The 16,418-nt window shown below is 37.5% G+C and carries 16 protein-coding genes and 1 other RNA gene; all 17 read left to right on the top strand.

Translation table 11 applies throughout. The features are described from left to right. Positions 1-300: 300 nt before the first annotated feature. The 17 genes from D1093_RS02505 (at position 301) to rimP (ending at position 16,387) form a co-directional block, all read left to right on the top strand. Positions 301-705 carry a hypothetical protein gene (locus tag D1093_RS02505; RefSeq protein WP_120100460.1) on the top strand — a complete coding sequence of 135 codons (405 nt, stop codon included), beginning with the start codon at positions 301-303 and terminating at the stop codon, positions 703-705. Between the two features lie 506 nt (positions 706-1,211). Further along, positions 1,212-1,309, top strand: an RNA gene (gene ffs, locus D1093_RS02500) — signal recognition particle sRNA small type. Positions 1,310-1,531: 222 nt separating this feature from the next. Then, on the top strand, positions 1,532-3,472 hold the full coding sequence (locus tag D1093_RS02495; RefSeq protein ID WP_120100458.1) for a DNA polymerase III subunit gamma/tau: 1,941 nt from the start codon (positions 1,532-1,534) through the stop codon (positions 3,470-3,472). Positions 3,473-3,486: 14 nt separating this feature from the next. Then, positions 3,487-3,810 (top strand): YbaB/EbfC family nucleoid-associated protein, encoded by a 324-nt coding sequence (locus D1093_RS02490; protein ID WP_005774120.1) that lies wholly within the window; start codon positions 3,487-3,489, stop codon positions 3,808-3,810. Between the two features lie 32 nt (positions 3,811-3,842). Next, positions 3,843-4,448, top strand: a complete 606-nt coding sequence (gene recR, locus D1093_RS02485; protein WP_120100457.1) for a recombination mediator RecR — start codon at positions 3,843-3,845, stop codon at positions 4,446-4,448. Positions 4,449-4,497: 49 nt separating this feature from the next. Beyond that, the gene (locus D1093_RS02480) at positions 4,498-5,526 is read left to right on the top strand and encodes a YeiH family protein (protein WP_120100455.1); all 1,029 of its coding nucleotides are present in this window, start codon (positions 4,498-4,500) and stop codon (positions 5,524-5,526) included. A gap of 375 nt (positions 5,527-5,901) precedes the next feature. Then, positions 5,902-6,588: a tRNA (adenosine(37)-N6)-threonylcarbamoyltransferase complex dimerization subunit type 1 TsaB gene (gene tsaB, locus D1093_RS02475; protein ID WP_120100454.1), complete on the top strand. Its 687-nt coding sequence runs from the start codon at positions 5,902-5,904 to the stop codon at positions 6,586-6,588. After that, positions 6,588-7,079 (top strand): ribosomal protein S18-alanine N-acetyltransferase, encoded by a 492-nt coding sequence (rimI, locus tag D1093_RS02470; RefSeq protein WP_120100452.1) that lies wholly within the window; start codon positions 6,588-6,590, stop codon positions 7,077-7,079. The genes tsaB and rimI overlap by 1 nt, the downstream gene beginning before the upstream one ends. Before the next feature lie 31 nt (positions 7,080-7,110). After that, positions 7,111-8,487, top strand: coding sequence for a tRNA (N6-isopentenyl adenosine(37)-C2)-methylthiotransferase MiaB (gene miaB / locus D1093_RS02465; RefSeq protein ID WP_120100450.1), 1,377 nt, complete (start codon positions 7,111-7,113; stop codon positions 8,485-8,487). Between the two features lie 129 nt (positions 8,488-8,616). Next, the gene (locus tag D1093_RS02460) at positions 8,617-9,753 is read left to right on the top strand and encodes a PhoH family protein (RefSeq protein WP_120100449.1); all 1,137 of its coding nucleotides are present in this window, start codon (positions 8,617-8,619) and stop codon (positions 9,751-9,753) included. Further along, positions 9,750-10,241, top strand: a complete 492-nt coding sequence (gene ybeY / locus D1093_RS02455; protein ID WP_120100447.1) for an rRNA maturation RNase YbeY — start codon at positions 9,750-9,752, stop codon at positions 10,239-10,241. The genes D1093_RS02460 and ybeY overlap by 4 nt, the downstream gene beginning before the upstream one ends. A gap of 84 nt (positions 10,242-10,325) precedes the next feature. Next, the gene (locus D1093_RS02450; RefSeq protein WP_120100446.1) at positions 10,326-11,351 is read left to right on the top strand and encodes a hemolysin family protein; all 1,026 of its coding nucleotides are present in this window, start codon (positions 10,326-10,328) and stop codon (positions 11,349-11,351) included. Then, complete coding sequence (gene lnt / locus D1093_RS02445; RefSeq protein ID WP_120100444.1) at positions 11,314-12,948, top strand: apolipoprotein N-acyltransferase; 1,635 nt, start codon at positions 11,314-11,316, stop codon at positions 12,946-12,948. The genes D1093_RS02450 and lnt overlap by 38 nt, the downstream gene beginning before the upstream one ends. A gap of 149 nt (positions 12,949-13,097) precedes the next feature. Beyond that, positions 13,098-13,517 carry a helix-turn-helix domain-containing protein gene (locus D1093_RS02440; protein ID WP_012230643.1) on the top strand — a complete coding sequence of 140 codons (420 nt, stop codon included), beginning with the start codon at positions 13,098-13,100 and terminating at the stop codon, positions 13,515-13,517. A gap of 125 nt (positions 13,518-13,642) precedes the next feature. Continuing rightward, the gene (gene metK / locus D1093_RS02435) at positions 13,643-14,911 is read left to right on the top strand and encodes a methionine adenosyltransferase (RefSeq protein ID WP_120100443.1); all 1,269 of its coding nucleotides are present in this window, start codon (positions 13,643-13,645) and stop codon (positions 14,909-14,911) included. Next, on the top strand, positions 14,908-15,609 hold the full coding sequence (locus tag D1093_RS02430) for a tRNA (guanine(46)-N(7))-methyltransferase TrmB (protein ID WP_120100442.1): 702 nt from the start codon (positions 14,908-14,910) through the stop codon (positions 15,607-15,609). The genes metK and D1093_RS02430 overlap by 4 nt, the downstream gene beginning before the upstream one ends. Positions 15,610-15,760: 151 nt before the next feature. Beyond that, complete coding sequence (gene rimP / locus D1093_RS02425) at positions 15,761-16,387, top strand: ribosome maturation factor RimP (protein ID WP_120102295.1); 627 nt, start codon at positions 15,761-15,763, stop codon at positions 16,385-16,387. The last annotated feature ends 31 nt before the right edge of the window (positions 16,388-16,418 follow it).

Below are 16,418 nucleotides of genomic sequence, written 5' to 3'. Positions count from 1 at the left end.
CACTTTGACCCTCCATTTTCTTTATATAAAAGAAAGATTCTTAAGAAAAGATATCATATCCTATAGCCGTTTATTCCCATAAAGATAACAAACTTCTAAATTAGCTCATAAAAACAATTTAACTTATCATTAGAGTATATTAAGATAATAGGTCTTTAAATCTCTTGAATTTAGATAATTTTCAACGTGCTTTTTATAAAGCGAGAAAATGCTGTTTAACCCTGTTTTTTTGAATTACGTTTAAATTTTCCTATTTATAAAAACTGATTTATGATTCTTTTGTTAAAAAAGGAAAAGATAATGCAAAAAATCTTCACGCAAGGATTATTAGCTGCAAATATTCTCGCCTACTCTAGTATTGCATTTGCTGGATTTAGCGAGAGTGTATGGGATTTTGCGCCAAATGAAACTGTTACAATTGGTGCACCCGATGAAATACAGCAAGGTGCTGAATATGGGTGCAAAGCATTTAAACCCGAAAAAGTATCCTTTACTTTATCATACTCATCTCCTTCTGACGTCAACAAACTACACATTGCTGCAGATGATGAAAAGAAAATAACACATGATAAAGAACATAAGATCTTTACGATCAAAGATGTAAAATCCCTCGATATAGGTTTCCCTGGATCAGGATATTATACTTTTAAAAATATTACTAAAGAAAGAGTTATTGGTCTAGATTGTGAAGCAGGGGATTTTTAATAATATTTTCAACAATATCTTAGCGTTGCGTAGATGTATAAAAAGGTTTAAAGCGAGCTTTTTTTCGAAATCGGGCATGTCAATCATTAACGCTCAGTTTTTGAAAAATTCAGCTTTGTGCTTATGGAATAAAAACTATATCATAAAGTTAAACCGTCAAGAAAAATAAATTTCAAAAAGACTGAAGATTGAACAGCTTTTGTAAATTATGAAATTATTTATTATATTTTCATTATCAGAATGAATGGTTTGTATGAGACTATCGTATCTGTCTGCGCCTTGAAGCCTCTCAAAATTGCTACACGCTATATCGTATATAAACAGAGAAATAAAAAAGCTTTGTTCATGGCAAATCAGTGGAGGAGTTGTTTCTGAAAATTTAAATCTCTATTACTTTTTGTTGTCTATAATACAAGAATGAAGTTCAAAGTAAAAATTCTTATGTTTGTGTTATATTTTTTGTTTCTGAGCTTGATTTTTCATTCCAAATGGACAATATGAACTTGGGAGGTTGGTGGTGGACGAACTACTCGCCAACTGGGTCAGGTCTGGAAAGAAGCAGCCCCAACGAGTTCTGGTACGGGTCATCGTGCCGGCCTCCTATTTTGATGAGGAGATTATTTTTTGCTATGTTTTAGCAAGATATTTAATCTTTAGAGCATCATTTGTATGCAGCATATAAAGGGATTTGGTTATTTTTAAGCAAATATCCCATAAGAAATACATTGATTGAGAAAAAATCCTTTTATATGAGAGTACAGTATTGACCTATGCTTTGTGTATGATCAAAATGTACGCATAAAAAATTTCAAAGTTGGAAACATTCATGGAAAATGTGCCGGCAGAAACAGCTTATCGTGTTCTTGCTCGTAAATATCGACCTCAAAACTTTTCTGATCTCATTGGTCAAGAAGCGATGGTGCGTACTCTCACCAATGCCTTTGAAAAAGGTCGTATTGCACAAGCATGGATGTTAACAGGGATTCGTGGTGTAGGTAAAACGACAACAGCACGTATTTTAGCACGTGCGCTCAATTATAAAACAAAAGATATTGATCAACCAACAACGGCCTTGGAATCTCTTGGTGAGCATTGCACACAAATTATTGAAGGGCGTCATATTGATGTTATAGAAATGGATGCCGCTTCTCATACCGGCATTGACGATATTCGTGAAATTATTGAACAAATACGCTATCGTCCTGTTTCTGCGCGCTATAAGGTTTATATTATCGATGAAGTCCATATGCTCTCAACGCAAGCCTTTAATGGTTTGTTGAAAACGCTTGAAGAACCACCATCCCATGTGAAATTTATTTTTGCCACAACAGAAATTCGCAAAGTTCCCATTACAATTCTTTCGCGTTGCCAACGTTTTGATTTGCGACGAATTGAATCAAAAGCTTTGAGTGCGCATTTGCGTAAAATTGCGAAGTATGAAAAGGTCGAAGTAGAAGATCAAGCACTCTCTATGATTGTTCGTGCTGCAGAAGGCTCTGCACGTGATGCATTATCCATTTTTGATCAAGCTATTGCCCATAGCAATGGCAATGTTACTGCCACCGCAGTGCGTACAATGTTAGGATTAGCGGATCAAGCACGTATTATTGATCTCTTTGAATTTATCATGAAAGGCGATGTTATCCATGCTTTACATGAATTACGAAGCCAATATGATGCAGGCGCTGATCCTCTAACGATATTAACAGAATTGGCCGATTTTAATCATCTGGTCACACGTTTACGTTTCACACCAGAAATAGTGGAAGATTTCTCACTAACTGAAGAGCAACGTTTAAGAAGCTTAGACTTTTCAAAAAAACTTTCCGTTCCTGTTTTATCCCGAAACTGGCAAATGTTGCTCAAAGGCATACAAGAAGTTAATCAAACTGCACGTCCACTGCAAGCAACAGAAATGCTTTTAATTCGTCTTGCACACACAGCTGATCTCCCCACTCTTGATGAAGCCTTAAAAAAACTTACGCAGGAAAAAACACCTCTCACACTTGTTTCAAATTCTTCTCATCAAGAATCGATAAATGCAAATAATACAACAAAAGAAACAACAGCTGATATCCATGCTTCCTCAAGCATTTCACATACATTACCAAATCAGACAGATTTAAAAACATCCTTGCAAGACCAATTAGACCACTCCTTAAAACTAGAAAATTTTGTTAAAAATCAAAAACCTGAAAACACCAACACCCAAGAAATAATAGAACCTCTTGAAACGTCTCAATCGACTAAACTTTCTGAAAAGAGTGCAAATTTATCGCAGTCTGTCACGCAAACAATAGGAGAGATTACTGAACCTAAACCCCTCGTGATTAATTCTTTACACGATATTGTTAAATTAGCCGAACAGCATAATGATGTACCTTTCAAACTCCTTGTTAAAGAGTTTGTTCATCCCGTTTCCTTTGAAACTGGGCATATTACTTTAAGACTTTCTGAAAATACCCCACAATTTCTTGCTCATGATATCGAAAAAAAAATCTCTCAATGGGCTAAAAAACGCTATGTGATAACTTTTGTTAATGAAGGCGGCGGTCCAACCTTACAGGAAGAAAGTGTTGCGATTCAAAAGACTCTTTTTTCCAATGCAGAGACAGATCCGGATATCGCAAAAATCCTCAACCATTTTCCAGAAGCAAAAATTGTCGATATACGACTTAATCGAGAAGAAAATGATCTTGATTTACCCCCCGATACCTTTAAAAATACTGATCTATTTGAAAATGAAAACGATAGCAATGATGAATAAGGATACCTATTCCTATGCGTGAAATGATGAGTATGATGAAAAAAGCCAAAGAAATGCAAGAGAAAATGCAGAAAATTCAGGAGGAAATGGCTAATCTGCAAGCTACCGGCACTGCAGGAGGTGATCTCGTCAGGATCACTTTAAATGGCAAAAATGTTATAACAGCCATTCAAATTGATCCTTCATTACTTAAACCTGAGGAAACTGAGATTCTTGAAGATCTCATTATGGCGGCTTATAATGAAGCAAGAACAAAAATTGACAACGCACTAGAAGAAAAAACCAAAAGTATGACAGCAGGGCTACCGCTCCCGTCAGGCTTCAAGCTTCCATTTTAATAAAACGATTTTTTCCCCACGGGATAAAATACATGTCTAAATACATTGCAGGCCCTGAGATTGAGCGTCTCATTCAGATTTTAGCACGGTTGCCAGGTCTTGGACCACGTTCAGCGCGTCGTGCTGCGCTTCATCTTATTAAAAAAAAGGAAACTTTGCTGGAGCCTTTAGGAGCAGCAATACAAGTAGCGATAGAAAAAGTCGGCATTTGTTCTGTTTGTGGCAATGTCGATACTATTGATCCTTGTTCAATTTGTACAGATCCGCGACGTGATGATACAACAATCATTGTTGTTGAGGATATTGCTGACCTGTGGGCTTTAGAGCGTGCAAAAACTCTCGCCGCACGTTATCATGTATTGGGTGGACGACTCTCACCCTTAGATGGAATAGGTCCTGACGAACTCAACATTGCCACCTTAATACAACGTGTTGTACAAAACCCAATCACAGAGATTATTCTTGCTGTTAATGCGACTGTCGAAGGACAAACAACCGCTCACTACATCACCGATCAGCTTTCCAATTTTTCAGTTAAAATTACGCGACTTGCTCATGGTGTTCCTGTAGGAGGAGAGCTTGATTATCTTGATGATGGAACTTTAGCAGCGGCTGTACAAGCAAGAACAAATCTTTAAAACTTTTTACTTTGAACCTTTAGCTCTTTAATGACGAGGAAATATTCAAATGCTAAAGAAGAACCTCTCACTTTTAAACAACTTTGGTCCTGGTATTTTAGTATGTTTACTCATATCAGCTTTAGCGTATGGTTTAGAAGTTCTAGAAAAACAGCTTTTTGGGCAAGCATGGCTTGAAAGTCTTGTCTTAGCAATTCTCTTAGGGTCTGTTACCCGTAGTTGTTTTACGATGCCAACCTATTTTCAAAAAGGTATCACTTTTTGTGCCAAAACACTTCTTGAAGTTGCTATCGTCCTTCTAGGAGCAAGTATTAGTATTCATGCCGTTCTTTCCGCTGGTTGGAGTTTACTTGCAAGCATTGTATTCGTTATATTTGTAACCATTATTCTTAGCTTTATCATCGGGCGAATTTTCGGGCTTTCTAAACATTTGGCAATGCTCGTTGCTTGTGGAAATGCTATTTGTGGGAACTCAGCCATTGTTGCTGTAGCTCCTGTCATTAAAGCAAAACATGAAGAAATTGCTGCATCAATTGCTTTTACAGCTCTTTTGGGAATTCTTATTATTTTATGTCTCCCCTTTGCACATCCACTTCTAAATTTATCCTTTAATCAATATGGTGTGCTTGCTGGCATGGTTGTTTATGCTGTACCACAAGTTTTGGCGGCTACTGCATCTGTCTCTTTTGCCAGTGTTCAAATTGCAACCATTGTTAAATTGGTACGCGTTCTCATGTTAGGCCCTCTTATTTTTGCCCTGTCACTCATCTATCGTCGATCAGAGCAAATCCACTTTCGTTGGCATACTCTCGTTCCATGGTTTATTATTGGTTTTATGATGATGATGTTGGTCCGCTCGAGTAATCTTATCCCCGAAACAGCTCTCAATCCTATCAAATTTATTGCTCAATTGTTCACGGTCATTTCAATGGCTGCATTAGGACTAGGTGTTGATATTCGTTCATTAAAAAAAGCAGGATGGCGCGTTATTTTGGCTTCGACTTGCTCTATCATTATTCTCGGTATTTGTAGCCTTATCATGATACAATTGAATGATTTAAATCATATAACACTTTAAAAATATTCTTATTTCTTTTTTCAACAGAACATGTGATAAACTCAGACAATTGCCAATATTATTAAAACAGCTCTTTCATTTAAATAATCCTTTCTTAAATGATTTTATCTATACACTAACTCTGCTTATGATATATAAGAGAATGATTTTGTTTTATGGATTTAAAGTGAACATAGAAAAATTTATCATTGTAAATCAATTTATTAACAATCAAAACAAATAAGGATCAAATCAATATTTCGTCTTATTCCATAAAAAGATATTGTTGCTTATTGGCACTAGCAACTTTCATACAAATGAACTATACAACGATAAGAAAAATTAAAAATACCGTAGATTTTTTTATCTATCGTTTTATTCAATTAAAATATTTTTATGCTTATTCTTGCTATCGATACTGCTTCAATTTATTGTGCTGTTGCGCTCATTCATCATAAGTCTGTTATTGCGCGTATCGATGAGCGCATGAATAAAGGACATGCTGAAAAACTTATTGGACAGATGACACAAATAATGACACAAGCCAATATGACGCTTGATCAAGTTGAGCGTATTGCAGTCAATGTTGGACCTGGATCATTTACTGGTGTGCGTGTTGGTGTTGCCACAGCACGCGCTTTGGCATTAGCACTTGAAATACCTGCTGTTGGAGTGAGTGCACTTGAAGCTTTAGCAGCACAAGTCACAACCAATAAAAATACTGCATCCGCAATTACTGTTGTCATTGAAGCAGGCAGAGAGATGTTTTACCATCAAAATTTCCATAAGGATCTCACACCTTTGGGAAAACCGGGATTAAAAACAATTGAAAATATCCTCGAAGATTTGCCCAAAAAAACCCAACTGACTGGCCCAGCAGCTGATATCGTTATGCAGCATATTGAAAACCACAAAATAAATGAAAAAATTATCCTAGAAAAAATCCCTTGTGAAGCAGCAGATATTGTGCACTATGCTTATCTTGCTGCAAACAAACAACCACAAAATTCGCCTCGCCCCCTCTATCTACGTAGCGCTGATGCAAAACAACAAACTAATTTTGCGTTACCACGAAAAAAATAATGTTTAAATTTTTAGTGACAAAAAAGCATCTTGGAATTGCTCCATTACACGTTAATGATAGTGCTTCTCTTCACCAAATTCATCAACATTGTTTTACCCCAGCTTGGGGAAAACAAGCTTTTGATACTTTTTTAACAGATCACTCTATCTTTGGGTACAAAGTTTTTCTCATTGATCACTCTGATCAAATTTTAGGCTTCTGCCTATGCCGCCTCATTCTTGATGAAGCAGAAATCATCACAATTGCTGTCCATCCTCATTATCGTCAACAAGGAATTGCTACCCTACTTATTGATCATACAATTCGCCATCTTCAAGATAAGTGCGCTATAAAATTATTTTTGGAAGTAGAATCCACAAACCTTTCTGCTTTAACCCTTTATCAACGCTTCGAATTTCAAAAAATTTCTGAACGTCTGGCCTACTACCCGTCAAAAAATGGCCGTGGTGATGCAATTATCATGCAAAAAACTTTTAAGCAAAGAGATTGAGATTTGTGTAAAAAACATTTAGACAAGCACTATGAATAAAGTAAATCCTAAAAATACATCTCCTGTTACTCCTAAAAAGGTTTTTATCAAAACCTATGGGTGTCAAATGAATGTTTATGATAGCCAGCGGATGACTGATAGTCTCAGTGCACAAGGCTATGTGGCAACACAAACGCCTGATGATGCCGATCTTATTCTTGTCAATACCTGTCATATTCGTGAAAAAGCAGCAGAAAAACTCTATTCTGATCTTGGTCGTTTACGTGTTATGCGTCAAGAGCGAACGCCTGATAAACCCTTGACAGTTGGTGTAACAGGTTGTGTTGCACAAGCTGAGGGAAGTGAAATCTTGCGTCGTGCTCCAACAGTGGATCTCGTTATTGGTCCGCAAATGTATCATCGCTTACCAGAGTTTTTAGAAAAAGCCAAACAAGGTAAAAAAATTATTGAAACAGATTATGCTGTTGAAGATAAATTTGCTCATTTGCCGCCTCATAATAAACGTGCAGTAAGAAAACGGGGTGTTAGCGCATTTTTAACAGTACAAGAAGGCTGCGATAAATTTTGCACTTTTTGTGTTGTTCCTTACACACGCGGTGCTGAAATATCGCGTTCTGTCGAGCAAATTACCGAAGAAGCCCGTCAACTCATTGAAGCGGGTGTTAAAGAAATTACGCTGCTTGGACAAAATGTTAATGGTTGGCATGGACAAAGTGCAGATGGCAAAACCTGGCGTCTTGGTGATCTTCTTTATCATCTTGCAAAACTCGATGGTTTAAAGCGTTTGCGTTACACAACCAGCCACCCCCGAGATATGGATGATAGCCTTATTGCCGCGCATCGAGATCTTGATATGTTAATGCCTTACTTGCATCTTCCCGTTCAGTCAGGCTCAGATCGCATCTTAAAAGCAATGAACCGCCAACATAAAAGCTCTTATTATCTTCATATTATCGAAAAAATTCGGGCTGCACGGCCAGATATTGCCTTTTCAGGTGATTTTATTGTAGGGTTTCCAGGTGAAACAGATGAAGACTTTGAAGAAACCATTAAGCTTATTCAACAAGTGCAATACAGTTCAGCTTATTCTTTTAAGTATTCCCCCCGTCCTGGAACAGTAGGGGCCACCATGAAAAATCACGTTGATGAATCTGTAAAAGATGCTCGGCTTCAACATTTACAAGTTCTTCTCCTTGAACAACAAAATACATTTTTACGTTCTAAAATTGGACAAAAAACGGATGTTCTTATCGAAAAACCTGGACGTCATTCAGGGCAAATGGTGGGGCGCTCCCCTTGGCTTTTACCTGTTGTCGTCGATACAGAATCCTCTACAGGTAGCGTGGTAGAAATTCATATTAAAAATATAAGCTCAAATAGTTTTGTCGGTGAAGTGACAAATAGATAAATATGTCTCTACTATCTTGTTAACAATAAAGATTTTGGAAAACTCTTTTATTTTCAAAGAAAATGATTACATCTAGAGAATGAATTTTTATGAAAGAAAATTTGCCTTTTATAAAGTTCACTCAAAAAAATGTGTAATATTGATGTCGATATGGAGAATAAGCTGAAAGCTTCAACTGAAAAAATAAATACTGACATTGAAAAAATTGCACCCTTGGAACAAGAAAGCACTTCAGAGACAAGCCAAGTCGTTTTGATTTTCGAAAATAATAAATATGCAAAAGCGGTTTTTGGTCAATTTGACGAAAATCTTGCTTATATTGAAAAAAAACTTAAACTTAGTATTCATCCGCGTGGTAATGAAATCTTAATCCATGGAAATATTTCTGTTATAAAACGTGCGCAATATGTATTGCAGCAACTTTATGAGCGTGCCAAAACAGATCAAGAGCTCACTTTATCAGATATAAAAGGAGTGATTGCTATGGCGAATATACCACAGAAGAAGAAAGAAGACACAATAACACACAAATCTGCAACGAGACGTATACCAGCACGGTTGAGTATCCATAAAAAAATAATTCATGCAAGGACTCCAACACAAGATGCTTACATACGCGCGATGGAGCGTGCTGAACTTGTATTTGGCGTAGGACCAGCAGGAACAGGAAAAACGTATCTTGCTGTTGCACATGCTGCAATGCTTCTAGAACGTGGTATCATTGAGCGAATTATTCTCTCACGTCCTGCTGTTGAAGCTGGAGAACATCTGGGGTTTCTTCCCGGTGATCTTAAAGAAAAAGTCGACCCCTATTTACGACCACTTTATGATGCTCTTTATGATATGATGCCTGCTGCAAAAATAGAACGCATTTTAGCTTCTGGTGTCATAGAAATCGCTCCTCTTGCCTTTATGCGTGGGCGAACACTTGCTCATGCTGCGGTTATTCTTGATGAGGCACAAAATACGACACCGATGCAAATGAAAATGTTCCTCACACGTCTTGGAGAAGGAACACGTATGATTGTTACCGGTGATGTAAGCCAAATTGATTTGCCTATAGGGCAAAAATCAGGTCTCATTGAAGCAATCCGTATTCTTTCAAATGTAGAAAATATTGCCATTGTGCGCTTTGATGAAAAAGATGTTGTACGCCACCCGCTTGTTGCTGCTATTGTTCATGCCTATGATCGTGATTCTGAAATACAAAATAAAAAAAAATCACGCGTATGCAATACATTAAAAAATGAATTTGATTCATCATGATTATTATTGATATAATGGTTAAAAGCGCAGGGTGGAATGATGAGAAAATGCTTTATAATATCACCGAAAAAGCATTAACGATGGCAATGCATCATGTTTCATTGGAAAATGTTGTAAGCGAGATTAGTCTGCTTTTTACGGATGATGAGCATATGACACAAATCAATGCGCAATGGCGGGGTAAAAATAAATCCACCAATGTATTATCCTTTCCGGCATTCCCAATTAAAGCAGGAAACCCTCCTGGTCCTATGCTGGGTGATATTATTATTGCGCGAGAAACTGTTGTTCTCGAAGCAGAAAGACAAGGAAAAACATTGCAAGACCATTTAACGCATATGATTGTTCATGGTATCTTGCATCTTCTTGGCTATGACCATGAAACCGATGATGAAGCACATCAAATGGAAAAACTCGAAAAAGAAATTCTTCAAAAGCTCTCCATAAAAGATCCTTACGCTGAGTTATCTATAAATGATAAAATTTAACTTTTAAAATCAATATGACGAGCATACCATTTAAAACCTCTCATTCACCTATCATAAAAAGAAAGTTTAGAAGATTTTAAAACCATGGCAAACAAAATAAATGCACAAAATAATAATCAAATATCTTCTAATAATGAAAAAGATCCCTCTCAACAGACCAATCATACAGAAAAATATTCTCTGATGAATCATTTGTTTTCATTCTTACGGGGGCGTCATTGTGCATCTACGTCACTGCGCGATGATCTTACCGTTGCGCTTACAACTAACAATGAAAAAGATACCGCCCTCTTCTCACCTGAAGAACGTACGATGCTGCATAATATTTTACGCTTGCGTGAAGCACGCGTGGATGATGTTATGATACCGCGTTCTGAAATTGAAGCATTGGAAATAAATACCTCGCTTGGAGAAGCCCTTAAATGTTTCGCAAAAATTGGTCATTCTCGCATCCCTGTTTATGCTGAAACTTTAGACGATCCACGCGGCATGATCCATATCCGCGATATTCTTAACTATATGACTCGCTTTATTATTAACTCTACAAAAACCGAACAGAAATCCGATTTGCTTCCATTAAACCATACAGATTTACATACCCCCATCGGTGAATTAGATTTGATTCGAACCGTTCTCTTTGTTCCCAGTTCTATGCTTGCAAGCAAATTATTAACACGAATGCAAACCACACGAACACAAATGGCTCTAGTTATTGATGAACATGGGGGAACAGATGGTCTCGTTTCGATGGAGGATATTGTTGAATTGGTTGTTGGTGATATCGAAGATGAACATGATCATGTTGACAATGCGATCGTACGCGAACACAATAATAAGTGGCTCGTGGATGCAAGAACCGAATTAGAAGATGTAGAGAAAGCTCTTGGACCTGATTTTATCGTAGGGGAATATGGTGATGAGGTTGATACTATTGGTGGTTTAATTGTTTCCATTCTTGATCGTATTCCTGCAAAAGGTGAAGTTGTCGAAGCTGTTCCTGGCTATAAATTCCGTATTTTAGAAGCTGATAAACGCCGAATTAAGCGATTGCGCATTTTTCGCATTCCAGAAAATGAAAATTTTGAAAACAATGCCATCTCTAAAGAATAGTCGAGCGTTTTTAAACAATTTTATCGTTTTTTTGTTCTCTATTACCGGCTGGAAGCGACAAGCATGGATATTTCTATGTGGTGCTCTTACTTCCCTTGCACTGCCACCCTTTTATTTAACACCTCTGTGCTTTCTAACTTTTCCCATTTTTATCGTTTTACTTGACTCAATACAGTCCTCTCCAAACAATAAAAAACATTTTTTTATCTACGCTTTAAGCTGTGGAACTTTTGGTTTTAGTTATTTTATTTGCGGACTTTGGTGGCTCTGCAATGCTTTGTTGACAGATCCAGATTCTTTTGGTTGGGCGATCCCATTCGCCATCTTATTTCCTCCTCTCTACCTTTCTCTTTATTGGTTTTTTTCTGGTTTCATTGTCGGTTTATTATGGACAAAAGGAATAGCACGCTTTTTCGTTTTAGCCTTTGCCTTAGGATTGTCCGAGTGGTTGCGTGCGTTCTTATTCACAGGATTTCCGTGGAATGCTCTTGGCTATACAGCCATGCCAACCCCGATGTTCATGCAATCTGATGCAATCGTAGGACTTTACGGAATGAATATTCTTGCTGTCTTAACCTACAGTTTACCAACAGTTTTACTCACTGATGAAAAAAAGAAAGCAGCACTTTTTCTTTGCTTAGCACTTATATTCATTCACAGTGGTTTTGGATTTTATCGTCTCCATACGATAGAGAATACAACTGAAGATCAAAAGAGCAATTATTGGGTTCGCATTGTTCAACCTTCTATCCAACAAAATATAAAATTGCGCGATAATACACGAGAAGCTATATTGGAAGCACATATGCATCTGAGTGCAGCACCAATAACTGATAAAAATCCAGAACCCGATTTTATCGTATGGCCTGAAGCATCTGTTCCTTACCTTCTCTATGATAACTCATCTGTCACAATGCATATTGCCTCTCTTTTAAAACCTAAACAATGGGCTATTATCGGAGCGATACGCGCCAATGATGATATCCCTCATTCCCAAACACAATATTTTAATACTATTGCAGTCATTAACGCTCAAGGTAATATTTTACACACTTCCGATAAACTTCATTTGGTCCCTTTTGGTGAGTATCTTCCCTATCAGAATTTATTGGAAAAAATTGGATTACGTATTCTCACTGATAATATTGGTGGATATAGTGCTGCACATGTGCGCAAAACTGTCACCATGCCAAACGGATTTTCTTATCTACCGTTGGTTTGTTATGAAGCAATATTTCCTCATGAAATGACTTTTAAAGGTTCCCCGCCTCAAGCAATCGTTAATGTTACAAATGATGCATGGTTTGGTGTATCACCAGGACCCTATCAACATCTTCAACAAGCACAGCTTCGTGCCGTTGAACTGGGAATTCCCCTCATACGAGCAGCCAATAATGGAATATCAGCTGTTATTGATTCTTATGGACGAATCGTTGTAGCTCTTCAGCAAAATGCTGTGGGCATTATTGATTCAGAAATTCCATCATCCATTACTCCTATAGGAAGCAATGAATACAGAACTTTCTCTACTTTTATCTTATTCATCCTTATGCTATTGTGTCGTATTGGTTTTGGTTCTACAAAACAGCTTAAATGATTCAAGTGCTCCTTGTGCGGTATTATGTTGCGTGTACCAGTAATATTGGGAAAAAATATTACATATTATTTTAATTATATGATAAATCAACTTCGCATAAATCTGATGTTGATTTAAAATAAAAGTGCTGGAAATTAAAGAGTTGCATTATGACCGAAACTAGAAAAAAACCTGACCCTATAGATATCTATGTTGGAACTCGTATCCGTTTACGTCGTAATATTTTAGGACTTACTCAAGAAAAACTAGGTGAAAAATTAGGCATCACTTTTCAGCAAATTCAAAAATATGAAAAAGGAACAAACCGTATCGGTGCCAGTCGTCTTCAAGCGATAGCAGAAATTATGGATGTTCCTGTTTCTTATTTTTTTGATAAAGGACTTACCTCTCAACAAGTAGAAGGTTTTGCTGAAAGTGATCACAATTTTATGGACTTTTGTTCTAGCAGCGAAGGTATCCAACTCATGCGAGCTTTTACGAATATCTCTGATGCTAAAGTGCGTCGAAAAATCATTGATTTGGCAAAAGCACTTTCTGAGGAAGATTTGACAAATAAGCTATCAAATTAAATTTATATTTTTTCTCTCTTATTCATATAAATTCGCATTGACGATTTGCTGTCGAATTGGCAAACCGTAGCAACTTTAGTAGGCAATTAATTGAATTGTTGGTTTTCTTTTTTGAAGGAGTTCCTATGCCGCATCAAGATTATCTTTTTACAAGCGAATCGGTATCGGAAGGGCATCCTGATAAAATTTGTGATCGTATTTCCGATGAAATCGTTGATATGATCTATAAAGAAGCGCAAAAGACTGGGACTGATCCTTGGTTAGTGCGCGTTGCTTGCGAAACTCTCGTCAGTGTAAACCGTGTTGTTATCGCTGGTGAAGTCCGTGTTCCTGATACACTCTTAAAAAAAGATAAAAATAAAGAATTTATCTATGATGAAACTGGCTTTCCACTCATTAATCCTACGCGTTTTCGTACAGCAGCGCGCCGTGCTATTCGCGCCATTGGCTATGAACAACCAGGATTCCATTGGAAAACTGTTAAAATTGATGTTCTTTTGCGCCCTCAATCCGCTGACATTGCAAGAGGCGTTGATAATGCGACGGATCGGCATGGTGAAGAAGGAGCAGGTGATCAAGGCATCATGTTTGGATATGCTTGCCGTGAGACACCTGAATTTATGCCTGCACCAATTTATTATGCACATAAGATTCTCAAACTTCTTGCCGCAGCCCGCCATAAAGGAGAAGGAGAAACTGGGAAATTAGGACCAGATGCTAAAAGCCAAATCACCATACGCTATAAAGATGGAAAACCCATAGAGGTCACATCCATCGTTCTTTCAACACAACATCTTGACGAAAGTTGGGATTCCAATAAAGTCCGCACAGTTGTTGAGCCTTATATTCGTCAAGCTTTACATGATATTCCTATTGCAGCTCAATGCAGTTGGTATATTAACCCAACAGGAAAATTTGTCATTGGTGGTCCTCAAAGCGATGCTGGATTAACAGGACGCAAAATTATCGTGGACACTTATGGAGGTGCTGCCCCCCATGGAGGTGGCGCTTTCTCAGGAAAAGATACAACAAAAGTTGACCGTTCTGCAGCCTATGCGGCACGCTATCTGGCTAAAAATATTGTTGCGGCTCATTTAGCAGAGCGATGCACAATTCAACTCTCCTATGCCATTGGTATTGCACAACCTTTGTCGATTTATCTTAATTTTCATGGGACAGGAAAGGTTGATGAAAAGGTTATCGAGGCAGCTATTCGCAAAATAATGGACCTTTCCCCCACCGGAATTCGCAAACATCTTGACCTTAATAAACCAATCTATACAAAAACAGCTGCTTACGGTCATTTTGGGCGAAAACCAAAGCATGATGGTTCGTTTTCATGGGAAAAAACTGATCTTGTGAAAACGCTTCAAACGATGATCAAAATTCCATGATTCAATATAATACGCACAAGAGTGAAGCCTTTTTTGGACGTCGAAAAGGAAAGCGGCTGGGAAACAATCAGCTCGCGCGTATAAAAATGCTTCTTCCTAATTTTAATATTGATTTAAATATCCCCCCTCCTTCAAATATTACCTCCTTATTTTCAAACAAAGTAAAAGAAATTCGACTTGAAATCGGCTTTGGTAGCGGTGAACATTTACTCCATGAAATGGAACATTTTCCACAAACCGGTTTTATCGGTGTCGAGCCCTTTATCAATGGCATGGCAAAAATATTGTTTTCCCTTGAACAGCATACACACCATCAAAATCATCTTCGCCTCTATAATAATGATGCTACGCACCTGCTTGATTGGCTCCCTGATAACTCGCTTGATGGCATAGATCTTTTCTATCCTGATCCTTGGCCGAAAAAGAAACACTGGAAACGACGTTTCATCAATATAAAAAATCTTAACCGTTTCGCTCGCGTTCTTAAAAAGGGAAAATTTTTTCGCTTTGCGAGCGATATAGACAGTTATGTAAACTGGACCCTCTATCATTGTGCACACCATGATCACTTTGAATGGAAAGCAGAAAGTCCCCAAGATTGGAAAACCCCTTATCCACTATGGAAAGGTACACGCTATGAAGCAAAAGCTTTACGCGAAGGACGAACGCCTGCCTATCTTACCTTTATAAAGACATAAATGATCAAGAGCTTTTCTCACAAACATCTTGAAAAATTTTGAATTTAAGAGTATCAATAACTAAATTCTTGGTCTTATGATGAAGAGTGGGTCGTTGGACCTGCTCTTTTTTAATATCATGAAACTGACGAAAATAACTTGGATAAAATGTATGAACGAAGCTAAAAAAATAAGCAATCTTGACGAACCACGTCTGTTTGAAGAAGATGGTATCGAGGCGCGGGTTGCTGCTCTTATCATTCCGCTGCTTAAGCCTTTAGGTTTTCGTTTGGTTCGTGTGAAGCTTCTTGGACAAAATGGTTTAACACTTCAAATTATGGTTGAACGTGCTGATGGTTCTCTCACCGTAGAAGATTGTGAAACTGTTAGTCGAACTATTTCCCCCCTTCTTGATGTAAAAAATGTTATCGAACGCAAATATCATTTAGAAATCTCATCGCCTGGGATTGATCGTCCATTGGTCAGAAAATCTGATTTTTTTCATTGGCAAGGACATCTTGCAAAAATTGAAACCAAAATAACCATTGATGGGCGCCGGAAATTTCGTGGAATACTTACCAATATCACGCAGGATGGATTTATTTTAAACACTGATAAAGCTGCTTACGGAGAAGCCATGTATACCTCTATTTCATTTTGTGATATCACAAGCGCGCATTTAGTGCTTACCGATGAGCTTATTCGCGATGCATTGAAAAAAAATAAAGATTTAAGTCAACAATTCATTCCTAAAGATAATCCTACCAACTCAACAAAGACGCTCAATTTCAAGAAATAATATCACTGGGAAATACCCATTGTGTGGCACA

Origin of the sequence: Bartonella kosoyi (assembly GCF_003606325.2) — a bacterium.
Taxonomy (GTDB): Bacteria; Pseudomonadota; Alphaproteobacteria; order Rhizobiales; family Rhizobiaceae; genus Bartonella; species Bartonella kosoyi.
Note: the sequence above shows the minus strand (reverse complement) of the source record. Positions and strands in the feature narration are given on the sequence as shown.